This is a genomic window from Paraglaciecola sp., from assembly GCF_051252315.1.
GTDB lineage: Bacteria > Pseudomonadota > Gammaproteobacteria > Enterobacterales > Alteromonadaceae > Paraglaciecola.
In genome coordinates, this window is the sequence record NZ_JBPOFP010000045.1 from 12,633 (window position 1) to 35,674 (window position 23,042).

The 23,042-nt window shown below is 38.9% G+C and carries 20 protein-coding genes; 11 read left to right on the forward strand and 9 right to left on the reverse strand.

Annotated features, from left to right (window positions below; all coding sequences use genetic code 11):
- Nucleotides 1–13: 13 nt before the first annotated feature.
- The 5 genes from ACSHXM_RS10755 to ACSHXM_RS10775 are packed head-to-tail and all read left to right on the forward strand — an operon-like array spanning nt 14 to nt 5,309.
- Nucleotides 14–1,615 (forward strand): ABC transporter substrate-binding protein, encoded by a 1,602-nt coding sequence (locus ACSHXM_RS10755; protein WP_435688765.1) that lies wholly within the window; start codon nt 14–16, stop codon nt 1,613–1,615.
- Nucleotides 1,615–2,646, forward strand: a complete 1,032-nt coding sequence (locus ACSHXM_RS10760; protein WP_435688766.1) for an ABC transporter permease — start codon at nt 1,615–1,617, stop codon at nt 2,644–2,646. The genes ACSHXM_RS10755 and ACSHXM_RS10760 overlap by 1 nt, the downstream gene beginning before the upstream one ends.
- Nucleotides 2,633–3,526, forward strand: coding sequence for an ABC transporter permease subunit (locus ACSHXM_RS10765; RefSeq protein WP_435688767.1), 894 nt, complete (start codon nt 2,633–2,635; stop codon nt 3,524–3,526). Before ACSHXM_RS10760 ends, ACSHXM_RS10765 begins: the two co-directional genes overlap by 14 nt.
- On the forward strand, nt 3,526–4,524 hold the full coding sequence (locus ACSHXM_RS10770) for an oligopeptide/dipeptide ABC transporter ATP-binding protein (protein WP_435688768.1): 999 nt from the start codon (nt 3,526–3,528) through the stop codon (nt 4,522–4,524). Before ACSHXM_RS10765 ends, ACSHXM_RS10770 begins: the two co-directional genes overlap by 1 nt.
- The gene (locus tag ACSHXM_RS10775; protein ID WP_435688769.1) at nt 4,524–5,309 is read left to right on the forward strand and encodes an ATP-binding cassette domain-containing protein; all 786 of its coding nucleotides are present in this window, start codon (nt 4,524–4,526) and stop codon (nt 5,307–5,309) included. Before ACSHXM_RS10770 ends, ACSHXM_RS10775 begins: the two co-directional genes overlap by 1 nt.
- A gap of 82 nt (nt 5,310–5,391) precedes the next feature.
- Here ACSHXM_RS10775 and rplS read toward each other — a convergent pair whose 3' ends face one another.
- From rplS to rpsP, 4 genes are read right to left on the reverse strand one after another with little or no spacing between them, the layout of a single operon-like run.
- Complete coding sequence (gene rplS, locus ACSHXM_RS10780; RefSeq protein WP_435688784.1) at nt 5,392–5,751, reverse strand: 50S ribosomal protein L19; 360 nt, start codon at nt 5,749–5,751, stop codon at nt 5,392–5,394.
- 19 nt (nt 5,752–5,770) lie between these two features.
- Entirely contained in the window at nt 5,771–6,550 is a 780-nt protein-coding gene (gene trmD, locus ACSHXM_RS10785; protein WP_435688770.1) for a tRNA (guanosine(37)-N1)-methyltransferase TrmD, read from the reverse strand.
- Nucleotides 6,550–7,080, reverse strand: a complete 531-nt coding sequence (rimM, locus tag ACSHXM_RS10790; RefSeq protein WP_435688771.1) for a ribosome maturation factor RimM — start codon at nt 7,078–7,080, stop codon at nt 6,550–6,552. Before rimM ends, trmD begins: the two co-directional genes overlap by 1 nt.
- Nucleotides 7,081–7,106: 26 nt before the next feature.
- Nucleotides 7,107–7,358, reverse strand: a complete 252-nt coding sequence (gene rpsP / locus ACSHXM_RS10795) for a 30S ribosomal protein S16 (RefSeq protein WP_435688772.1) — start codon at nt 7,356–7,358, stop codon at nt 7,107–7,109.
- A 276-nt stretch (nt 7,359–7,634) separates the two neighbouring features.
- Between rpsP and ACSHXM_RS10800 the strand changes: the two genes are divergently transcribed.
- Nucleotides 7,635–8,195: a hypothetical protein gene (locus tag ACSHXM_RS10800; RefSeq protein WP_435688773.1), complete on the forward strand. Its 561-nt coding sequence runs from the start codon at nt 7,635–7,637 to the stop codon at nt 8,193–8,195.
- 92 nt (nt 8,196–8,287) lie between these two features.
- On the opposite strand, the gene ACSHXM_RS10805 is transcribed toward ACSHXM_RS10800, so the two are convergent.
- Nucleotides 8,288–8,698, reverse strand: coding sequence for a GFA family protein (locus ACSHXM_RS10805; RefSeq protein WP_435688774.1), 411 nt, complete (start codon nt 8,696–8,698; stop codon nt 8,288–8,290).
- 229 nt (nt 8,699–8,927) lie between these two features.
- Between ACSHXM_RS10805 and ACSHXM_RS10810 the strand changes: the two genes are divergently transcribed.
- Entirely contained in the window at nt 8,928–13,109 is a 4,182-nt protein-coding gene (locus tag ACSHXM_RS10810; RefSeq protein ID WP_435688775.1) for a c-type cytochrome, read from the forward strand.
- Nucleotides 13,110–13,127: 18 nt separating this feature from the next.
- On the opposite strand, the gene alr is transcribed toward ACSHXM_RS10810, so the two are convergent.
- Together alr and ACSHXM_RS10820 are read right to left on the reverse strand one after the other, a co-directional pair.
- Nucleotides 13,128–14,234 carry an alanine racemase gene (gene alr, locus ACSHXM_RS10815; protein ID WP_435688776.1) on the reverse strand — a complete coding sequence of 369 codons (1,107 nt, stop codon included), beginning with the start codon at nt 14,232–14,234 and terminating at the stop codon, nt 13,128–13,130.
- A 9-nt stretch (nt 14,235–14,243) separates the two neighbouring features.
- Complete coding sequence (locus tag ACSHXM_RS10820; protein WP_435688777.1) at nt 14,244–15,113, reverse strand: aminotransferase class IV; 870 nt, start codon at nt 15,111–15,113, stop codon at nt 14,244–14,246.
- Nucleotides 15,114–15,269: 156 nt separating this feature from the next.
- Between ACSHXM_RS10820 and ACSHXM_RS10825 the strand changes: the two genes are divergently transcribed.
- The 4 genes from ACSHXM_RS10825 to ACSHXM_RS10840 all read left to right on the forward strand — a co-directional run bounded on the left by ACSHXM_RS10825 (nt 15,270) and on the right by ACSHXM_RS10840 (nt 19,078).
- Nucleotides 15,270–16,124, forward strand: coding sequence for a CvfB family protein (locus tag ACSHXM_RS10825; RefSeq protein WP_435688778.1), 855 nt, complete (start codon nt 15,270–15,272; stop codon nt 16,122–16,124).
- Nucleotides 16,125–16,138: 14 nt separating this feature from the next.
- Nucleotides 16,139–16,576 carry a DUF2214 family protein gene (locus ACSHXM_RS10830; protein ID WP_435688779.1) on the forward strand — a complete coding sequence of 146 codons (438 nt, stop codon included), beginning with the start codon at nt 16,139–16,141 and terminating at the stop codon, nt 16,574–16,576.
- Between the two features lie 46 nt (nt 16,577–16,622).
- Entirely contained in the window at nt 16,623–17,015 is a 393-nt protein-coding gene (locus ACSHXM_RS10835) for an OsmC family protein (protein ID WP_435688780.1), read from the forward strand.
- A 548-nt stretch (nt 17,016–17,563) separates the two neighbouring features.
- Complete coding sequence (locus ACSHXM_RS10840) at nt 17,564–19,078, forward strand: hypothetical protein (protein WP_435688781.1); 1,515 nt, start codon at nt 17,564–17,566, stop codon at nt 19,076–19,078.
- Nucleotides 19,079–19,536: 458 nt separating this feature from the next.
- Here ACSHXM_RS10840 and ACSHXM_RS10845 read toward each other — a convergent pair whose 3' ends face one another.
- Together ACSHXM_RS10845 and ACSHXM_RS10850 are read right to left on the reverse strand one after the other, a co-directional pair.
- Nucleotides 19,537–21,156 carry a sulfatase family protein gene (locus ACSHXM_RS10845; RefSeq protein WP_435688782.1) on the reverse strand — a complete coding sequence of 540 codons (1,620 nt, stop codon included), beginning with the start codon at nt 21,154–21,156 and terminating at the stop codon, nt 19,537–19,539.
- Nucleotides 21,157–21,277: 121 nt separating this feature from the next.
- Nucleotides 21,278–22,516 carry a cystathionine gamma-synthase family protein gene (locus ACSHXM_RS10850; RefSeq protein WP_435688783.1) on the reverse strand — a complete coding sequence of 413 codons (1,239 nt, stop codon included), beginning with the start codon at nt 22,514–22,516 and terminating at the stop codon, nt 21,278–21,280.
- Between the last annotated feature and the right edge of the window lie 526 nt (nt 22,517–23,042).

A 23,042-nucleotide genomic window follows, 5' to 3' on the forward strand; every position in this document is an offset into this window, starting at 1 on the left:
CAATGCATCATTTATGAAATTGATATCTTTAGGAATACTGTATTTCAGTCTAATTGGATGTGAAAGGCTCATTGATTCTGACAACGAACCAGATGGTATAATTTATTGCTCAGAGGGCAGCCCTAGTAGCTTTAATCCTCAACTCGATACTTCCGGTACAACTGTTGATGCATCTTCTCACCAATTATATGATCGTTTATTAGACTTCGATCCAATTTCTGGAGATATTGCACCTGCATTAGCGACAAGTTGGTTAATTAGTAAAGATGGCAAAAAATATACTTTTCAACTTCGAAAAGATGTTCACTTTCACACGACTAAAACATTCAGGCCAACCCGAACCTTTAACGCAGAAGACGTGTTATTTAGCTTTAATCGTTGGAGACTAGATTCACATTCATACCACAACGTATCTGGTGGAAATTATCCCTACACAGATAGCCTAGGACTAAACCGTTTAATAAAAGACATAAAGAGAATAAATGGTTATAGAATAGAAATCACATTACATAAAAGAGAAAGCTCCTTTTTAGCGAACTTAGCCACAGACTTTGCCATTATTCTTTCCGCAGAATACGCCGATAAGTTGATTTCACGTAATCAAATGGAAATGATTGATATACAACCCGTTGGCACAGGACCATATCAATTAGTAGACTACTATCCAGATCGTTACATTCGTTATCAACAACACCCTGCTTATTGGCGAGAAACAGAGTTAGCTAACAAGCTGATTTTTGACATCACGTCTTCTAGTTCATTAAGGCTGGCCAAGCTGTTAACTGCAGAATGCGATGTCATTGCGCTTCCTGCTCACAGTGAATTAGAAGTTATTCGTCAACAGCAATCTTTAGTGCTAAACGAAATGCCAGGTTTAAACGTTGGGTTTTGGGCATTCAACACATCAAAAGCCCCTTTTGATAATCCTGAAGTAAGAAAAGCACTGGCTATGGCCATAGATAGAAGTGCGTTACTGGAGGCCATATATTTTGACAGTGCGATACCAGCGCGCAATATAGTCCCACCCACTTCTTGGGCATATCAATCGGATATAAAAAATGTCAGTTATAACCCTATCGCAGCCAAAAAATTATTAAGAGAACAAGGTATCGAAGATGGGTTTAGCATGACAATTTGGGCAATGCCGATTGAACGGCCTTACAATCCTAATGCTTTAAAAATGGCTGAACTAATGAAAGCCTATTTAGTTCAAGTGGGCATTGAAGTAAATATTGTTAGTTATGACTGGTCTACATTCAGAAGTTATTTAACTCAAGGATTACATGACTCAGTGTTAATTGGTTGGTCGGCTGACAATGGTGATCCAGATAACTTTTATCGACCATTGTTATCTTGTGAGTCAATAAAATCAGGAACAAATAGGGCCATGTGGTGCTCCAAAGAATATGACCAGATTATTAATGAAGCGTTACAATACGAAGAAATTGGTGAACGCATGTATTTCTATAGCAAAGCAAATGAATTAATTGCAGATAAAATGCCGATAGTTCCCATAGCCCATGTTTCACAATATCAGGCTTACCGTAACAGGTTAAAAGGATTAGTGATAAACCCCTATGGCGGGATCAAATTTGGTGGAGTAAAAAAACACTAATGGGAAATGTCATTCTTAGATACATAAACCTAATGGTCGTTACTTTATTAATATTGAGTTTCTTTTCATTTTCTCTGGCTTATCTATTTCCAGGCCACCCTATTGAAAACCTTACTGGCATAAGGTTAGAAAATATTTCACAAATAGAAAATACTGAATTTAATTATAGCTCAGGTGAAAGCTTGCTGGTGCAATATTGGCATTATATGGGTTCTTTATTTGACGGTAATTGGGGCGTGAGTTTTAACTCAGGCCTGCCACTATACGATGAAATAACCAATGTGTTACCTGCCAGTATTGAGTTGAGCGCTTACGCATTGTTTATATCAATATTTGTAGGTATTCCACTAGGTTTTTTAGCTGCAATGAAGCACCATAAATTAACCGACTACTCTTTATTATCGATAAGCGTTTTAGGATACTCCATACCTGTATTTTGGTTAGCATTGCTGGTTATCCTGATATTTTCTCTTCAACTTGGTTGGTTCCCTTTATCTGGTCGTATTAGTCTTTATTATGAAATACCCGACATTACTGGGTTTATCATGTTAGATATATTTTTATCTGATATAGACAATAAAGAAGCTGCAATTAACAACGTTATTCGTCATTCAATTCTCCCAACCTTTTCTATTGCTCTTGTGACGACAACACTCATCATAAGGATCACCAGGCGTTCTGTTATTGAAACCATGAACACTGAATTTATTCACGCAGCTTATGCTCGAGGTCTATCTGGTAGGCAAGTATTAGTTCAACATGGGATTCGCAATGCACTTATGCCGATATTTCCACTTTTGGCCATGCAATTTACAACTTTATTAACCAACGCGATGATAGTAGAAACTATCTTTTCCTGGCCAGGAATAGGTAATTGGTTAATTCAAGCCATCTATCATCAGGATTATCCGGCTATTAGAGCGGGTATGTTGGCTGTATCAGCGCTAGTTGTAATTTTTACTATGTCTATTGACTTAACGATTCGTCTAATGGATCCCAAACGTAGAAGGCTTAAACGTGCAGCGATTTAGTTTATATCAGGAAGAATACCACCCTTCTCCCCTGCAATTTACTTGGCTTGAGTTTAAAGAAAACCATGTAGCAGTTGTAGGTTTATATTGCCTTCTATTTTTTGTCGTGATCACTATATTTTGCCCATTACTGGCCCCTTTTGAGCCCACAGAACAAACAGTTGGTGATTTATTAATTCCCCCCGCTTGGTATGGTAATGGAGGCATAAGTCACTTATTAGGTACAGATGCATTAGGCAGAGATATGTTATCTCGCATGCTTTACGGTTGTAGAATGACTTTTGGCATCAGTGTGATATTGGTTATGCTTGCCATGCTGGTAGGTGTTGGACTAGGTGCCATTGCTGGCATGAGTGAAGGTTTTAGATCGAGTTTTGTTAATCATGTTCTAGATTCGATAAAAGCAATTCCTACATTACTAATAGCCATAATTATCGTTGCAATCTTAGGCATAGGTTTGGTCAATAGCATGTGGGCAATAATGTTGGCCTTAATACCTCAATTTGTTCATCAAACTAGAGAGTTTGTAAGTAAAGAAATGAAAAAGGAATATGTGCTTGCAGCTAAGTTAGACGGTGCCAACAATATTCAAATATTTTTCAGGTCAATCGTACCAAATATGGGAGAAGCTTTAGTGGTACAAGCTACCTTAGCTCTATCCATTTCAGTACTCGATATTAGTGCCTTGGGTTTCCTAAACCTGGGGGCACAAGGGCCTATGCCTGAGCTTGGCAGCATGTTGTCAGAAGGAATTGAAGTTGCTTATATCGCACCTTGGGCTATAGCTATCCCCGGCGGTACCATATTCTTAATGATGATTTCTATCAATTTAGTCGGTGATGGATTACGTTCAGCCTTAAGAAACAGGTTATTACACTAATGATTCTGTTAGATATTAAGAACCTTACGTTAGAAATAGAGTTATCAGGGAAATGGGTTAAAACCCTAGATAAAATCAACCTTGTCATTCATGAAGGCGAAATTCACACACTAGTAGGTGAATCAGGATCAGGTAAAAGTTTAATTGTAAAAGCAATTGTGGGGGCTCTACCAGGCAAACACTGGCGTATCACAGCAGATAGAATGACTTGGCGTAGTCAAGATATGTTAGCCATGTCAGTTGTAGATAGAAGAAAAGTTATAAGAAGCGAAATATCCGTTATTTTTCAGAATCCAATAGATTCTTTGGACCCCATTCTTCCATTAGGAAAGCAACTAAAAGAAGTATTGCCTGAAGAAAGCAACTCTCAAGGCTGGTTGTGGAAAAAGAAAAAGCAAAAACACAAAATGGCGATTGATTTGTTACACCGTGTGGGTATTAAAAATCATGAATTATGTTTAAGCAGTTTTCCTCACCAAATCACCAATGATGTTTTACAAAAATTTATGATCGCGATGGCGCTGGCCTCAGAGCCAAAACTCATCATAGCAGACGACCCCACAAGGGGTATGGAAGTCAACTCTAAGACTCAAGTATTAAAATTATTGAGCCGTGTAAATCAAGTAAGAAGCACCAGTATATTGTTTGTTAGTCACGATCTTCTAGCCATTTCTAGTATGGGACATTTTATGACAGTACTATATTGCGGCCAAACAGTTGAAACAGGTGAGTTGAGAAGGCTCAGAAAAAGAGCATTTCATCCATACACACAAGCATTATTGGATAGTGCTCCAAGTTTTAGAAAAGATTTACCACCTAAATCTAACTTAACGTCTTTACCAGGAACCATCCCTACCCTTCATCACTTGCCTATTGGTTGCCGTTTTGGGCCAAGGTGCCCAAGAGCCAGAAAAGAGTGTGTGACAACACCTGCAGTGCGCAAAATCCACAGTCATTATTACAGCTGCCATTTCCCGTTGCATTGGGAGGGAAAATAATGGATTTAATTAATGTTCATAATCTATGCTTCCAAGAAAAAAATAAAAACCTGTTTAAAAAAGACGACATAACATTCAACTTGGGCCCAGTTAACTTTAATCTAAAATCTGGCGAAACCTTAGCTATTGTGGGTGAAAATGGTTCAGGGAAATCACTGTTAGCCAAGATTTTAGTCGGTCTAGAACCCCCCTCATCAGGCAATATATTGCTAAGAGGCCGTGATATCTGTAAATCGGCCTTAAAACAAAAATGTCACGATATACGAATGATTTTTCAAAACAGTAATGAATCTTTAAATCCTGGATTAACCCTAGGTTCAATTTTAGAAGAGCCTTTGCGCCTCAACACTCAGTTATCTCAATTAGAACGAACGCAAAAAATAGAAGAAACTCTTAGACAAGTGGGTTTAATGGATGAGCATAAGTTTTTTTATAGGCATATGTTATCTGACGGACAAAGGCAAAGGGTTGCATTGGCACGAGCACTAATTTTAAACCCAAAGATTATTGTAGCGGATGAGCCTTTTGCAGCGCTTGACCCCTCTGTACGTTCTCAAACAGTGAACCTATTAATGCGATTACAAAGAGAGCTCGGTTTAGGGTTTATTTTTATATCTCACAATTTAGGAATTGTTCGCCACATATCCGACAAAGTGATTGTAATGCAAGAGGGAAACGTCATTGAATCGGGCAAAACAGATGTCATCTTTAACTGGCCAAATGATCCTTACACCAAGAAACTAGTTGATGCGCATCAAGCACTGGTCAATAGTCAGGACAACTAATACCAATTTTGTCCTCCCTAAAAGCAAAAACCCGCCAAAAGGCGGGTTTTCTTATTAAGTTAACGGTAACGCAAAAATTAAATTAACCTAGCTTCTCTTTAATACGTGCAGAACGACCAGAGCGTTCACGCAAGTAATAAAGTTTAGCACGACGAACTGCACCACGACGTTTCACTTCAATAGAACTGATTGCCGGGCTGTGTGTTTGGAATATACGCTCAACACCTTCGCCGTTAGAAATCTTACGAACTGTAAAAGCAGAGTGTAGGCCACGGTTACGTTTAGCGATTACTACGCCTTCGTAGGCCTGAAGACGTTCTTTTTCGCCTTCTTTAACGCGTACTTGCACAACTACTGTATCACCGGCACCGAATGCTGGGACATCAGTTTTTAACTGTGCATCTTCAATTTTTTTGATGATATCTTGATTTACTTTTCTCATCATATCCTCTCATTCTAGATTAACTGTCATCATGCTGCGGCAAGTCTTTTAGATATAACTCTAATAGTGCTTGCTGCTCCTCAGTCAGAGCTAGATCGTTTAATAATTCAGGGCGTCGTTGCCAGGTTCTACCTAACGACTGTTGTAAACGCCACTGCCTGATTTTTTTGTGATCACCACTCAACAACACTTTAGGAACAAGTTGTCCGTCCAAGTTTTCTGGCCGAGTATAGTGTGGACAATCTAATAAACCATGACTAAAAGAGTCTTGTTCAGCAGATTGTTCATGGCCTAATACACCGGGTACAAACCTTGAAACTGCATCCATTAAGATCATTGCAGGTAATTCGCCACCACTTAACACGTAATCACCAATTGACCATTCCTCGTCAACGTGTGTTTGTATTACCCGTTCGTCAATACCCTCGTATCGACCAGCAACTAAAATCAAACTTTCATTTTCAGAAAGTTGTTTAACCCCTGCATGATCTAACTTCTTCCCTTGTGGAGAAAGGTAAATCACTTTTGTTTTTCTTCCTGCTGCTTGTTTAGCAGCCAGAATAGCGTCTTTTAATGGCTGAACCATCATCAGCATGCCAGGTCCACCACCGTATGGTCGGTCATCAACAGTGCGATGTTTGTCGTGAGTAAAGTCTCTTGGATTAAAACACTCTACTTGCAACATACCGTTTTTAACGGCTCGCCCTATTACTCCCTGCTGGGTAAAAGTTTGAAACATTTCTGGAAACAAACTTACTACACCAAACCATCGATTCGGTTCCTGACTAGGTTCTTGCATTAAAATGCAGGATCCCAATCTACTGTGACTATTTTCGCCTGCCGGTCCACTTGTTTAATCACTTGATCTAACAAATAAGGAACCATGCGTTCTTTTTGACCAAAAGCATCATTCAAATTGGCTTTGACTAACATAACGTCATTAGCACCGGTTTCGAATAATTCTTTAATTACACCCAAGTTATAACCTTTATCAGTTACCACTTGCATGCCGACTAATTCACGCCAATAAACTTCGTTGTCATCTAATTGAGGTAACATCTCTGCTTTAATAGAAATTTCAAGATTTTTGATACTTTCAGCATCATCTCTAGTTTCTACCCCAACCAATTTGGCAACTAAACCTTTATTGTGGGTTCGCCACTGGTCTACGACATACTCGTTGCTTTCTTGCACTTGACCCAATAGCCAAGGAGTGTAAGCAAACACGCCGTCTAAATCATGGGTATACGAGGTGATTTTAACCCAACCTTTAACACCATAAGGTGCACCGATTTTGCCAATCACTAATGTGTCAGACACAAGACTCATTCCTCAAACCCTTTAAACATCTGCAATTAAGCAGCTGCTTTTTGTGCATCTTTTACCAAAGTAGCAACACGGTCAGATAAGCTTGCGCCTACCCCAACCCAATGCTCAACACGGTCAAGATCTAAGCGTAAACGCTCTTCTTGGCCTTGTGCTGTTGGATTGAAAAAACCAATGTTTTCAATAAAACGGCCATCGCGTGAACGACGACTGTCTGCAACCACTACTTGATAAAATGGACGCTTTTTAGCGCCACCACGCTGTAAACGAATAGTAACCATAAATGCCTCAAACTCGTTGTAGCGTTAACGTTAACTTAATTTACCTTAAATTCTGACTAAAATAGCCAGATAAAAGGCCGCCGTATTATACGGATATGGTGAACGAATGCAAGTATAAATAGGGTATTGGAGAAATATTTCTATGGCTAAAGAATAATCGACTACTTTACATCCCCCATAATTGGAAATTTTTGGCAGCTATGCAGTTATGAATTTGACGAAAAGCCTCGACATAGATACTCTCCTGCAATCAAAATTTGGGATTAGAAGTTAATAATGAAAGTTTTATTATCCATTACCTTAATAACGGCCTTAGTTGGAGTAATTTGGTTTGCTCAGGAATCGAATAAAACAGTCGAGCCGGTCTCAGTCGTTCAATCTCCTGTCATTAGTAGGCATGACATATTAACCGCAACTGACTTTGTAGCGGGCATTAAAAATGCTGTAGCAAACAACAAGCAAAGTGATATCAATAAATGGATATATAAAGCTGTAGAAGTAGCTGAAGCGGCACAACTTCCATTACAAGACATCCAATATATACAATCAGACCTAGCAAAAAACTTCTTAGTTTTTCAAGCAAAACGTCAATTATTCAATGAAGAAATACAACAAGCCTACTATGCCATAGAAGATATTACGCTAATTAAAGAAAGATACCCTGAAGCCCAAAATCTTTATCCCAAAGTAGACCTTCTAATTAAGAATAGAAATAAAATCATCCAACAGATTGCGTTAGAAATGGCCAATGGCCAAGAAGTAAACGATACATTATTAAGCGCCGCCAAAGAAAAGTGGAAGCAACAGTTTCGCAGTCAAGTTCTCAAACTCAACTAAAGTGGATTTAGTCGAACATTTAGAACTCAGCAAAATTTAATTTACTGAATCCTTACGGACTGTTGAATCTAAATGCTGTAAAAATAGGCCTGTTACTCTGGGTATGTTTTGAACCTATCTGCTGTTTGCCCAGCTTCAAACCAACAAGGTTTTTCATCCCAGAAGATATTAGCGGAGGGACGTATATCAGGGTCGCCGTCCAAATAGCCAGCAGGGATAACCAACGCGGTTCCGTCTCTGCTTTCGTATGGCACTTGAGAACCACACTTAGTACAAAAACAATTACTAAAACGTACTGCGTGGGGTAAATCATAACGTTGTGTGAGCTCTTTTCCTGAATGCCACTCGATTTTGTCTGGCGTAGTAAAAATAAGAGACGCAAATGCAGAGCCTGTTTTTTTCTGGCAACGATCACAATAACACTGATAAAAACGAGCAAATGGTCCAGTCACTGTCGTTTTCACCTCTCCACACAAACAACTGCCTTTAACTTTATGTTCCATCTCAACAACCTCCGATTAACCGATTTATTCTCAAAAAATGATAGTAACAAGAATTAAATGGCTGGAAAGCCTAATTTTTAATTCATCAATAATAAAGCGGACATACAGGTACAAATTAGCTTAACGGAATGCACGACCTAATAGTATGAAACCCAAAACCAAATCGGTATTAAATAGTTAATTTCTCTGCTACTTTAAGCATAAGTTTTTGTTTTGTTGAAAGAAAGTTATGTTCACTAAAATATTTGGATTCAGCTTAGCCATTCTGGCATTCAACACCTTGGCACAGGCGCCAAACGAATGGTGGAAAACTTACGATTATAGCCAAGTAAGTGCGCAGGTTTTATCTAGAGGTAACGATTTGCCTTTGCTTCGCGGACGCGCGGTTAAACTAGATGTAGGGTCGCAGCAGATATCCGCTTTTTATGATGTAGGTTCAATGAACTTACGTTATGTCACATTAGGTAGCATTTATTTTAAAGGGACACCTTGGGATCGCTCACACGGCGGAAATTCGTTAGTAGATGGAGAGTTATTATTCTCAAGCCAATCAAGTTTAGCGTGGACCGAAAATGACAATTGGGTTGACCCTCGCGAATTTGAATACGCCCCACTACCTCGAGAACTCGCAAAATTTAAAGGGACTTATCGTTTCAACAACGAGGCGATATTCCATTACACAGTAGGCAAAGATGCCACTGTAGTTTATGAAATGCCCCAAACAGTTAAACAAGACAACAAATTAGTATTCGTAAGGCATTTCAATATAGCTCCCACCAACAAACCCCTAAAATTAAAAGTTATTGATAACCCCGAATTGGAAATTGGAAAAGACTTATTCATCAATACGTCTAGGTTTGCTATCCAACAAAATAACGATGGCATTTTTTATATAGAGATCCCAAGCTCAACTGCTCCACAAGAATTTTATATTAGTTATAGCAAAGATTTCATCGAGTCAGAATTAGCATCACAAAACTTGTTATCCATGATAAAAGGTGGCGATCAACGCTGGCCTGAAACAGTTGTTTTAAAAGGTCAGGTGAACTCATCTTCCAGTGAAAGTTTTGTTGTAGATCAAATCCCCCTGCCTTTTGACAACCCTTATCAATCACTCATTCGATTTGCTGGTTTTGACTTTTTTGCAAACGGTACAAAGGCAGCCTTTGCCACCTGGAATGGCGATGTATGGATAGCATCAGGTCTTGACAAAAAGTTGGAAAATATTACATGGAAACGTTATGCAGCTGGAATGAACGAAACTTTGGGTTTACGGATAGTTGACGATGTCATTTACGTAACGGGAAAAGACCAAATTACTCGTCTACATGATCTAAATAATAACGGAGAAGCTGACTACTACGAAAATTTTAATAACGATATAAAAATCACCGCAAATTTCCATGAATTTTCTTTTGGTTTACAAACCGACCAAGCTGGTAATTTTTATATGGCAAAAGCCTCCCCTGTGAAAGCAGGTGGACGAGGGTTTGATGTCACCCATGATCACCATGGCATTGTTATGAAAGTATCACCAGATGGTAAAAAGTCAGAGATAGTGTTGAGTGGATTGCGTGCTCCTGGTGGTTTATCGGTCAGCTCGGATGGAAAAACAATCACAACTGGTGAAAACGAAGGCACTTATGTTCAAGCATGTAAAATAAATTACGCCCAAAAAGGTGACTTTATGGGGGTAATACACCCAGGTAATGGGCGCCAACTTGAACAAGGTTATACGCCGCCATTGGCATATTTACCTATGCAAGCAGACAACTCAGGTGGAGGGCAAGTATGGGTGCCAGATGGCGCTTGGGGAGATTTAGCGGGTTCATTAATACATTTGTCTTATGGGCAAAGTAAAGCTTATACAGTAATAAAAGAGTCTGATAAAAAACAAGTACAAGGTGGCGCCATAGCCCTCCCCTTTAAACTCATGTCTTCAGCCATGCGAGCTCGATTTAACCCTGCCAACACAAAAGAAATGTACATAGTCGGGTTTAAAGGTTGGCAAACTAATGCAACGCTTACTTCGGCTATTAACCGTATTACTTACACCAATAAACCACTACCTCGAGTAAAAGACTATAGAACAACCGAAAAAGGCATCTACTTAACCTTTAATCGCCCCCTCAATCCTGAATCGGCCATTGACTTAAGCAACTATAATTTAGAACGTTGGAACTATTTATATTCGCAGCAGTATGGCTCTGCGCACTTTGCCACGAATACTTCGAAACAAGTATTACAAAAATATCGACAGACAGAATCAAAATCTATTGGCAGAGTTGGAATTGCTAGTAATCGTTCTGGCGAAAAAGTATATGTCACATCAGTGCAACTCCAAGGCGACAAAAAAACGGTATTTTTAAAAATTCACGATATGAAACCAGTGGATCAACTCAAAATCAATTATTCAGTTGAAACAACTACTGGTCAAAAGATACAACAAACACTCTACAGTACTATTTACAATTTAGCGCCTGATACTAAACAGCTGAATGACAAGGTCACTGTAGCGTTATTAAAAGCACTAGAAAAACTCAATACTTACGATTTAGGTACAAAAGTAGAAGTGGTCGATGAATTGGGAAATACAGACACATTTAAAAGCCGAACTCTAAATTTGCAGGTGAAAAACGGCGATTCCATCAGCCCTTTTCTAACTCCTGGACCGTTTAATACAAAATATTCAGGTTTTATCCAAGTATTGGAAAAAGACCTCGTTAAATTTGAAGCCACTGGAAATGGCCAATTTACATTTAATATAAACGGAAAAACGGTATTAAACTTTAACGGGTACGAACAAAAAGCAGTCAGCAAAAACTTGAGTTTAAAAAGTGGCTTTCATCCCTACACTATTTCTTTTAAGAGTATAGGTAACCAAACATTATTTTCCGTCAGCTGGAAGGGTAATAAGTTTCCTATGAGTCCAATCAGTCCACATTCTTTACGTTTCTTGAATGATGGGGCCATTCAAAAAAATCAAAAATTAAGAGATAAAAGAAGTTTTGTTGCCAATAAACGTTGCTTTAATTGCCACATATCAAATGTACCTTTAAACATGCCCGAATTCGCTCAAGACTCACCTTCTCTAACAAATATTGGCAATAGACTAACCCAGAGCTGGTTGACGGAATGGATAGCTAATCCTAAAAAATATAAACACAACACTAATATGCCTAAACTCGTTAGTCCTGAAGAGGCAAAACATATAGCGGCATATTTAGCTGGTAAAACAGAATCAAAAGTCAACCAAGACATAAATGGTAATAAGGTCCAAGGCCAAGGCTTATTTTATGACTTAGGTTGCATCGGTTGTCATACACGACCAGAAGCCAGCCCTAGCAAAGATAAGCGTACTTCACTTAGTTATATTGCAGCCAAGTTTCAGCCCCAGGCATTAAAACAATATTTATTAAAACCAGAGTCCAATTACAGATGGACTAAAATGCCTAACTTTAATCTTACCGACCAAGAAGCCAGTGATTTAGCTAGCTATTTATATTCAGCTAGCGCCATTAAAAAACTTAATCAACATTCGGGCGATGCACAAAAAGGCGAAGACTTATTTAGTCAAAATCGTTGTGCAAACTGCCACAGTGAAAATAAATCAAATTTAGTACCTTTAAAAGACCTTAACCAAGGTTGTTTGTCTAGGGATTCAGATATTGATTTACACATGTCTAATGGACAGAAGTGGGAGCTTAAAGGATTTTTACGATACAAACAGTCGTCTTTTAGCCAAGTATCAACTCATGAATTTGCCAAAAGACAAATGGAAGAGTTGCAATGCCAGACTTGCCACGTACAGGATGATAAGCCTTCGTTATGGGATAAACATCTAGACAGTGTGAAAGATCTAAAAGTGAGTCATGCCAATAAAGGACATTTAGATCAACGTCGCCCTAGCCTGACTTACGCTGGAGAAAAGTTGACACAAAAAAACCTACAAGATTATCTTTCTGGAGAGCTGGGTTATACAACAAGAGACTGGTTACTGGCCAAGATGCCTGCTTTTCCTACTCGAGCCAAACTTTTAGCTGAAGGCATTGCGCTGCAACACGGGAAATACCAAAAAGAAAGCGAACTGGTAGTTGATCCTGAATTAGCCATAGAAGGAGAAAAACTGATTAGCTCTATGGGTGGCTTTTCTTGCGTAATATGCCATGACATAGGTTCACAAAAAGCCACCGCTGCTTTTGAAGTTCAAGGGGTTAACTTAACTCATTCTGTTAAAAGACTGAGAAGCGATTACTTTACCCGTTGGATGTTAAACCCGACTTATTTAGAGCCCACTACAAAAATGCCTAAATATTTTGATGATGAAGGAAAATCAAGCTTACCTTCTTTTTCCCATGACGCAGCTAAACAAATAGAAGCCATGCATCATTATTTACATACGATAAAGTAGCGACTTTGAATATGTTGATTAACCATTGATGTAAATTGGCTTGACTCTATTGGGCATACGGGTGACTAACTCGTAACCAATAGTGTCAGCCCATGACGCCACTTCATTCGCATTTAAGTCTTTGCCCCAAAGTATTACTGAGTCGCCAAGTTCAACTTCAGCTAACTCGGTCACATCAACACTGATTAAATCCATAGACACTCGGCCTACTAAAGGGACTCTTTGGCCATTTACCAAAACAGGTGTGCCTGATTTAGCATTTCTGGGATAACCATCACCATACCCCACTGCCACTGTGGCAATTTTAGATGGTCGTTGTGCAACCCAAGTATTGCCATACCCCACCGAACTCCCTGCTTGAATATCGTGAATGGCAATAATTTCCGAACTAAAGGTCATGGCCGGGATAAGTTTGTCAGCTTCTGGGTGAGCGTGTTGAAACGGGCTTAATCCATACAACATAATTCCGGGACGATTCCAGGCTAAATGGGCCCCTTCCCAAGCTAGAACAGCTGCTGAATTAGCAATACTTAACTCCAAAGAATCAGTTCTACGTTTTTGTTCGTTTATATTGGCGACACACGTATTGAATGAATTTAATTGGCGCAAAGTATATTCAGAAGACAAGTTATCAGCACAAGAAAAGTGACTAAGCAAAACCACTTCTTGAACGTTTTTGGATTGACTCATTTTAGAAAATAATTCCGAAACGAGATGTAAGGGCACGCCAAGCCTATGCATACCTGTATCAATTTTTAGCCAAACCTTAATAGGTCTAATTAAAGGCATATCTAGAAGTTTTTGAAGTTGTTCTACCTCATGAATAACAAGTTCACAATTATGACTAAGTGCAATAGGCACTTCTTCTATATCAAAAAAACCTTCTAACAATAAGATTTTATCGTTAATGCCCGCGTGACGTAAAGTCAGGGCTTCTTCTAAACAAGATACTGCAAACATGTTAACAAGAGGTGCTAGCGCGTTTGCAACTGGCACACAGCCATGACCATACCCGTCAGCTTTAACGACGGCTAAAACATTTGAGTGAGGCGCTAAGGATTGCGCTAAACGACAGTTATCTTGTATAGCGGCTAAATCAACGGTTATTTTTGCTGGTCTTGACATAGGTCGTAGCTAATATTCAAATTTTTTCTTGCTATATAGAGATTGGGCAAGCTGCCAGATGTCACCCACTTTTCCGTTACCAACCGCTTGGCCGTCCAACTCAATTACAGGCACAATTTCTTTACTAGAACTCGTTAACCATAACTCATCTGCATTTCGTACTTCATCCATAGTCACGACTCGCTCTTCTACTTCTAACGTAGGCTCTTTGCGTAAAATATCTAACACCATGAAACGTGTTATGCCAGGCAATAATTGTTTATCTAATGGCGGGGTAACTATTTTAGTACCTTTTACAACAAACACATTACACGCACTAGCTTCAGTCAATTCATTTTGAGCGTTAAATAAAATAGTTTCGTTAACACCAGAGTCTTGCCCATGTTGAAAATGCATCACATTACCCAACAAAGAAGTTGACTTAATATCACAGTGTTTCCAACGTAAATCTTGAGCGCTATTCACTTTAAATATTTTAGTAACATGCTTGTCTGCCACAGGAGCAGCTGGAATTTCAAAGGCAAACGCAAATACAGTAGGTTGAATATTGTCAGGAAACGCATGAAAACGCTTTACGTCAGCTCCTCGACTCACGTGCAAATAAACGCCCAAATTACCACTACCATTTTTTTGCGTAAGGTTTAACGCAATACGGCGCCAATCTTCTAACTCCATATCAAGTTGAATACCAATAGCACTAAGGCCATTTTGCATGCGATCTATGTGCAAACCTAAGCCAACTAATTTACCGCCATAGGAAGGTATCATTTCATAAATACCATCCCCAAACAAAAATCCGCGATCCATCGGCGATATCTTCGCCTCATTCATTGGCAAGTACTCGCCATTTAAAAATACAATATCGGTGTTAACGCCCATTCAACATACAATTAATTTAAATTTTAATACGCTAATTATGCCACGAATAAACAAATGAAAAGAGCAGAATCTTAGCTATTTTTTTTAATGACTTATTAGTATCGAGTGTTATCAGTTACAATACTTAACAGAACTCAAAAGTTAATTGATTAAAGTATGTTACAAGTTGGAATGTTCCACTCTTTAGAAGTGGTAAATGAAGTGCCATTTGGATTTTATTTAGATGGTGAAGACAAAGGACAAATTTTACTCCCAACTAAATCGGCGCCTTTAGGCTGCAAGCTTGGGGATAAAGTGAATGCATTTATCTATCACGACAGTGACGATCGTATAATTGCCACCACGAAACGTCCGAAAGTATTTGTTGATCACTGCGCTTTTTTAAAAGTGGTGAGTGTATCTAAAGTCGGTGTATTTATGGATTGGGGACTAGAGAAAGATTTATTAGTACCTTTTAGTGAACAAACCTACCCTATGTCTGAAGGTTTATCTTATGTTGTATATGTTTTTTGTGACGAAGAAACCGGACGCTTAGCCGCTTCAACACGTTTAAGTGACTTTTTATACGAGGAGTCTAGCGAAGAAGGCGGTACATTCGAAGCCAAACAAGAAGTTGAAATTCTGGTCTGCGGCAAAACAGATATGGGTTATAAAGCTATCATCAACGGTTCGCACCTCGGTCTTATTTTCAGAGATGAAGTGTTTAAACCCATAAAAGTGGGTCATTCTTTAACTGCATTCGTCAAACGCGTTCGTGAAGACGGCAAAATAGATTTGTGTTTCCAATTTCATGATCCTACATCTCGCAACAGCCTAGAAGAACAAATTATCGAAGACCTAGTAGCCCATGATGGTTTATCCACTTTAACCGATAAAAGTTCGGCAGATGAAATATCTAAACGTTTTAATGTGAGTAAAAATGCTTACAAAAAAGCTCTTGGCTCCTTATACCGCCAAAAACGTATATTGTTAGATAAAACTAAAGTTACCCTAGTGACAGACTCAAAATAATAGAGAGATAGATCATGGATGACGTTTTCATTCGGTACTTACATTTTATAGGCATTATTGTTTTAGCTGGCACATTAGTGGCAGAACATATGTTACTTATTGGCCAAGTAAGTAATGCCCAAATGAAAAAGCTGGCGAGGATCGACCGAGTTTACGGTGTTAGCGCATTAGTGGTGTTAACTGCAGGCTTAACGCTTTGGTTTTGGGTGGGTAAACCCGCCGAATTTTATACTAAAAACGGGGTATTTCATGCCAAGGTCACCTTGTTCGTGATAATGGGGTTATTAACCATCTACCCCACCATTTTTATCAATAAGGCCAGTCGTTCTACAGAAGAGTTCATCACAATACCCAAACGAGTAATCAATATGGTACGTGCACAACTAGCCTGCCTTGTTCTTATTCCTTTATCAGCCGTATTTATGGCCAAGGGCTTCGGCTTTTACGGTTAAGTAGTGTAAGTATCCTAAGTAAACAAATTCCATCAAAGAGGCAAACATGCAAGCAACAGTCACTTGGCAAGAAGATATGAAATTTAACTGCGAAACCGACAGTGGCCAATCACTGGTTATGGATGGTAATGGCAGCACCTTAACCCCAATGGAATCTGTTCTGTTATCTGTAGGTGCGTGCTCATCTATTGATGTGGTGGAGATCCTTAAGAAATCCCGTCAAGACGTCACCGACTGTGTGTGTGAACTAAACGCTGAAAGAGCAGAAGATGCACCAAGAGTGTTTACCAAAATCCACGCTCACTACAAAGTAACAGGCAACAATATCAGCGACAAACACCTAGCACGTGCAGTGCAATTGTCTGCAGAGAAATACTGTTCAGTGATGTTAATGTTGTCTGGGAAGGTCGATATAGAAACGAGTTACGCAATCGTGTAGCTATATGTAGAGCATGCGCTTTGCTTATTTAAGCATGCGCTGCTCGCACAGACTATTCACTTCGTTCACCGCAATCTCGGTAACTGCTTCAGGCGTTACTCTACCTTCCGCCATCCGTGGCGGTCGCATACGTTTATGGCTGCGCCACTTTATACGCTTCGCGTATTGTCATCCATGACGTTTTTCAAACGAAATCCATTTCGTCCAATCAACTTCTTTTCAACAGCTAAAAGAAGTAGACAAGAAAAGCCGTTCTCCAGCCAAGTTCTAATGCCTACGCGACTTGTAAAATAAAGGTCGTAATGATCTGTTCCCTACAGGCATTACTCAAATTACATCCCTGTAATTAGCCCTTTATTTTCCTACGTTGCTCGGCGAACTTGGAGTCGCGAGAAACCCAAGAGCATGGCTTCGCCACAAGGCCAAAAGAAAGATATCAAAGAACCGCCCCCATCGGTTTGTTTAAATAGATTTAGCCAAAGTTGGTTCTTAATTTGACTACTAGCCTTTTTATTAAATTGACTTCATAAAAGTAATCCATCAACCTAATGAAAAATATTATAAATAGAGTTGATTACTTAAATAAGGAATTTTGGATGTTTGGCTCAGATAAAAATAATGCTGATGAAATAGGAAGACTTTGGGAAAGGTTAGTTTCGCTAGAAAAACATACGGCAACACAAGACTCAGTTATAAAAAACTTTGAAGAAAGGACTCAAAAGGCTTCGGAGTCTAAAGAAGAGATATTCTCTGTTTTACAATCATCTCGAGTCCATAAAGGGCAAATTAAGAAAGTAAAAAATGAGATAAATGAATTGGCCAGCGTGGTTAACGACATTTACACCAAAGCGAATGAGCTAATGTCTCAGATCAACGCTAACCATGATGGCATAAAGCAAAAATTAGGAGAGATAGAAGAGTCAAAACTAGAAGCTGAAAAGTCTTGTGAAGAGGCTGCTACTTCTTTAACCATCGTACATGACTCTATATCTGACGTTAAAACTATCATAGAAGAAAATGAGGACTTCGGGAGCCTAATTGAAACTTCACTTAACCAACTTGACCAGATTGAGGAAAGCTACACTAAATCCAATACGTTATTAAAATCTATTACAAGTAACCATTCAAAAGTTAGAGAATTAAGAAACGAAATATTTGGATTTGAATCAACCGGGGAAGATAATGAAGTTGAGGTCGTTGAAGGGCTAAAACATGAATTAGAAAAGTCTTATTATAACCTGAAACAAGACCTTGAAGGTTACAAAACTGAATTTGGAGAATTGAACGAAACCACCGACGAAAAATACAATGAGATATTGTCCGATTCGAAATCATCATTTAGTGACTTCATTGATGAATGTAGTGCACAGTATAAAGATACCTATAGCGATATAAGGAAATTATTACCAGAAGCTCTAACAGCAGGATTAAGCGCCGCTTACGATAAAAAAGTAGAGATCGAAAAAACTGAAATAATAAACTACCAGAGTAGCTTTGCTAAATCTATTTTAGGCTTAATTGGGGTTTCACTAATTCCGTTCGCTATAGACATTTACTTACTTTTAGTGGCTCAAAAGGATTTAGTTGAGGTTTTATCAGATACTCCTAAGTTAATTATTTCAATTATGCCCATATATTTTCCTATATTGTGGTTTGCATATTCATCGAACAAAAAGATTAACCTTTCCAAACGGTTAATCGAGGAATACACACATAAAGGCGTATTAAGTAAGACCTACGAAGGACTCTCAAATCAAATTAACGAGATGACTGACGACGATAATTCGAACGAACTAAGAGTTAAGTTGTTGTTTAATTTACTTCATGTAAATTCTGAAAATCCGGGGAAACTAATATCTGACTATGACACAACCGACCACCCTTTGATCGATGCTCTTGATAAAAGTGTCAAGTTAGCTGATTCAGTAGACAAACTTAAAAATATACCAGGATTTTCAACTCTCACTTCAAAACTAGCAAAACAAAGGAAAGACATAATTGATGATGTAGATAAGAAATCATCTGAAGTTTTGAATGAAGTTGTAGAGAAAGAAAAAGCTTAAATTATTATGTCGGGGCTTCGCACACTACAAAACAATGAATACTAAGAGGAAACTGATTATAACTGAGCAATAATCACATCCTTCCATCTCTACAGACTCAGTAAGCCGATGATTTAGTGGCAAAGCCATGCTTTGGGTTTGCACGCGAATCAAGGCTCGCCAATTTTGTTATGAATTAAGTTGGTCAATTGGCATGGATAGCCAATTGAGGATTGGGACGTCGGGAACGTCTCAAGCCGGCCTGCTTAATTCAGAATAAAATTGGATAAAGAGCATTGTTGGAGCGCGGCATTTCTTGCACACTTCTTTTTGCTGTTGAAAAGAAGTGTGTCGCCCTGCAAGGATGCAGGACGAAAAACCGCAATGGATTGTGGTGAACATAGTGAATGTTTTGTAAGCTTCGCGAATAAATAAACGGATTACATGCACTGTGAGCTACGCGAATAGAAAGGTAACCCCTAGTGATTTACCATCACTACTTCACTTTCTGCCCAGCCATACTTAACAGCCTTCACTTGCACTTTCTCTTCAGGTTTCACCGATACAGGCTGGTGGTAAAGCTGCCATTTGCCTGTACCTACTTTATACCCAACGGAAGCATCTGCAGTGCTATTTGTCACCACCATTTGTCCTTTGGTGATGGAAACATTAGGTGCTTGGGTGACAGGTTGTTGGCCTTTTGGCCACATAGCCTTGGCCATCGACAATTCATCCTGCTCACTCAAATCAGCTACTTTTGATTGCCAATCAGACAAAGCTTGGCGCATTGTTACTAATTGTTTTTGATACTTGGTTTGTGCAGCCAAGTTATTTAATTCAAATGGGTCTTGAGTTATGTCGTATAATTCATCCGCTGGACGCGATGTAAACCAAAATTCTTGTTGTTTATTTAACTTACCTTGTTCCAACAATTTCCACATAGACTGCATACTCGCCAGTTGGTCGCGATAAGCAATATGCACCCCACCAGGCTGTTCTGGCATATAGTTTTTGATGTATTTAAATTTATGATCTCTTACTGCCCGCTCTCTAAAAGGAAAGCCATCAATACGATCCTTGCTCGCAAAGACATATTTTCTTGGCTTTAAACTTTGATCAATTAAATAAGATTTACCTTGAATATAATCAGGGATGTTGACACTCGCCATGGTCAATATACTTGGCGCAAAATCTACAAAACTAATTAACTCTGAATTAATGGCACTTGGTTTTAGGTTTTTCGGTTTAAGATCCTGTGGCCATACAACGATTAATGGTACTTTAATACCTGAGTCATAGATTTCTCGCTTAGCCCTAGGTAAAGCATCACCGTGATCTGTGGTCCATAAGATTATGGTATTTTCATATAGGCCGTCTTCTTTTAGCTGTGCAATCAACTGGCCTACTTGTTTATCCATGTTGTGAATATTGTTGTAATGTTGAGTTAGGTCTTGCCTGACTTCTTTGCTGTCAGGCAAAAACGGTGGCACCGCTACGTCGGTCGCTTTAACTGGCTCACTCCAGCCTTTTCGTTTACGGTTTTGTGCGGCTTTCTTAGTAAACAAACGACTTTCGTGGGTGACTTCTAATGTCACAAAACCGAAAAAGGGTGTATTTTTAGGGCCTTGTCGCCAATGCGCCTTTCTACTTTCTTCATCCCAAATAGTAAAAGGCCCACTGTGAGTAGCATATTCGCTAAATTGGTAGTCAAGTTTGCTATTGGTATAAGTAAAATATCCCGCTTGTCTTAATAACTCAGGGTAGGCTTTCACCTTAGCTGGCGGCACTGCCAAATATTTAGAGGCTTTAAAATCACGGGTTCGCATGTGCTGCCCACCCACACTAATTTGATGCATGCCTAATATTTGTGAAGTGCGACTGGGAGCACAAACACCTGCTGTGGTAAATGTATTGGGGTAACGTATTCCGACTTCAGCAAGCGCATCAATGTGTGGCGTTACTGCAACAGGATCATCAAAGGCGCCTACTCTTGCACTCATGTCTTCAGCCATAATGAGTAAAATATTCGGACGATTATCAGTTGAATACGAAGGAAGAGAAAACGCAATTAAAAATAGCAAAAGACCAATTTTATTCATTTAACACACCCATTCAGTAATTTAACTAATACGTTTTAGGAGTATCACTTGAACACAATTTAGAATAATTGCAATAAAAACTGCACAGCAGGCTGCGCAGTTTTAAGGTTGAATTAGAGTATTAAAACTGAGAAAAGGCCTGTTCAAAATCGGCAACAAGATCATCACTGTCTTCGATTCCAATAGACATTCGGATCATATTGTCATTTATACCCATTTCATCTCGCTCTTCTTCACTCGACTCAAAATAAATAGTCGAAGCAACAGGCAGGGCTAAGGTACGAGTGTCGCCTAAATGTGTAGCACAGATGACTAACTCTAAGGCATTTAAAAACGCAATAGGATCGATGTCTTCAACTAAATCAAAACTTAAAATACCGCCGTAACCTTTAAAGTATTCTCTAGCAAGGAAATGTTGAGGGTGATCAGCTAGACCTGGGTAATACACTGCAGCAACTTTTGGGTGATTATGTAAATAAGAGGCAATACGTAAAGCATTGTTGCAGGTTTTATCTGTTCGCATGACTAAGGTTTCTAGACCTATCGAAATATCATGAGCCGCTTGCGGAGACAAGGTTGCTCCCATATCCCGTAAGCCACGTTTTCTAATTTGAGTTAATCCCCACAATGTGGGATCAGCACCTTGATAAATATCTAAAATATTATCAAACTGACGCCAATCAAATAAACCTGTATCCACTACTGCCCCACCTAAAACATTACCATGGCCCGACAAATATTTAGTTAATGAACTAATAGTCAGTGATGCCAAGACAGCTTTAGCATCAAACATATTCGGTGGAGTCATAGTGCTATCAACAATGAATACCAAACCTTTTTGTTGGCAAAAACGGCCAATACAAGGTAAATCAGCGACTTGCGTCACTGGGTTAGCAATCGTCTCTAAATACACTGCTTTAGTGTTATCTCGAAAAGCATTTTCAACATTTCGAACATCTGTTACATCAACAAAACTTAGCTGAATCCCTAGAGATTCCATGGTCTCAGTTAGACTTCGAGTATTTCCAAACAAAAAATGGCTGACAATAATATGATCACCAGCTTTAAATAAACTCAACATAGTAGAGGTTATTGCCGCCATGCCTGTTGAAAAAGTCACGGCACCCACGCCGCCTTCCAAATGATTTAAGATGTTTTGTAAAGCGGCTGCAGATCCTGTTGAAGAACGCCCATAAACGTGGCCTGCTTTTTTGCCTTGAAATACATCTACAATGCCTTGCGCATCTTTAAATTCGAATAGTACAGAATTATTAGTCGCCTGATGAACAGCTCCATTTTCTGGGCTATTAAGTAAACGATCGGCGTGTACTAATTGTGTGGTAAAACCTTTATTTTTCAATCTTCGTCTCCGCAAAGGAACTTCTTTTCATCGTTATATTTATAACGGCGAAAAGCCTGCGCTACTTATTTTATTGCTCGAATATGGAGCATCAACCATATTGCTAGTATCTCTTAATTTGAAACATAGGCCAAACTCGATCTGTTTTTTCTTATAATTAAACTGTTTGTTTGATGATTATTTAAAGCTTGAACCTGATACAACATAAAAATTAACTGTTTACACACCCCCTAGCAACCATTTGATTACAAATAACGCGCAATTCAACCAATAATATTAAAGAATAAACCTTAATACGGTCACAAGCATTTCATTCTGCCTCCAGCCAATTTACACTATGCGTCTAACTATCGAGTGAGATATTCAAGTAAGGTTACGCTAAACCCTCTTAGATTTTTCATTTACATTAAATTCGGTTAAATATTGGAAAATACATATTGAGAATTCTAATCTTTCTGTTGTCTATTGTTTGCACCTTTTCCTTCAGTCAGCAAACTGCGCAAAGCTTATTTGGTCAGTATCAAAC

Coding starts and splice junctions, on each gene's coding strand:
- rpsP (WP_435688772.1), bottom strand. CDS start 7,358: ATGGTTACTATTCGTTTACAGCGTGGTGGCGCTAAAAAGCGTCCATTT.
- alr (WP_435688776.1), bottom strand. CDS start 14,234: ATGTCAAGACCAGCAAAAATAACCGTTGATTTAGCCGCTATACAAGAT.
- ACSHXM_RS10755 (WP_435688765.1), top strand. CDS start 14: ATGAAATTGATATCTTTAGGAATACTGTATTTCAGTCTAATTGGATGT.
- ACSHXM_RS10770 (WP_435688768.1), top strand. CDS start 3,526: ATGATTCTGTTAGATATTAAGAACCTTACGTTAGAAATAGAGTTATCA.
- ACSHXM_RS10805 (WP_435688774.1), bottom strand. CDS start 8,698: ATGGAACATAAAGTTAAAGGCAGTTGTTTGTGTGGAGAGGTGAAAACG.
- ACSHXM_RS10800 (WP_435688773.1), top strand. CDS start 7,635: ATGAAAGTTTTATTATCCATTACCTTAATAACGGCCTTAGTTGGAGTA.
- ACSHXM_RS10775 (WP_435688769.1), top strand. CDS start 4,524: ATGGATTTAATTAATGTTCATAATCTATGCTTCCAAGAAAAAAATAAA.
- rimM (WP_435688771.1), bottom strand. CDS start 7,080: ATGAGTCTTGTGTCTGACACATTAGTGATTGGCAAAATCGGTGCACCT.
- ACSHXM_RS10760 (WP_435688766.1), top strand. CDS start 1,615: ATGGGAAATGTCATTCTTAGATACATAAACCTAATGGTCGTTACTTTA.
- ACSHXM_RS10830 (WP_435688779.1), top strand. CDS start 16,139: ATGGATGACGTTTTCATTCGGTACTTACATTTTATAGGCATTATTGTT.
- ACSHXM_RS10820 (WP_435688777.1), bottom strand. CDS start 15,113: ATGGGCGTTAACACCGATATTGTATTTTTAAATGGCGAGTACTTGCCA.
- ACSHXM_RS10810 (WP_435688775.1), top strand. CDS start 8,928: ATGTTCACTAAAATATTTGGATTCAGCTTAGCCATTCTGGCATTCAAC.
- ACSHXM_RS10825 (WP_435688778.1), top strand. CDS start 15,270: ATGTTACAAGTTGGAATGTTCCACTCTTTAGAAGTGGTAAATGAAGTG.
- rplS (WP_435688784.1), bottom strand. CDS start 5,751: ATGAGAAAAGTAAATCAAGATATCATCAAAAAAATTGAAGATGCACAG.
- ACSHXM_RS10835 (WP_435688780.1), top strand. CDS start 16,623: ATGCAAGCAACAGTCACTTGGCAAGAAGATATGAAATTTAACTGCGAA.
- ACSHXM_RS10845 (WP_435688782.1), bottom strand. CDS start 21,156: ATGAATAAAATTGGTCTTTTGCTATTTTTAATTGCGTTTTCTCTTCCT.
- trmD (WP_435688770.1), bottom strand. CDS start 6,550: ATGCAAGAACCTAGTCAGGAACCGAATCGATGGTTTGGTGTAGTAAGT.
- ACSHXM_RS10840 (WP_435688781.1), top strand. CDS start 17,564: ATGAAAAATATTATAAATAGAGTTGATTACTTAAATAAGGAATTTTGG.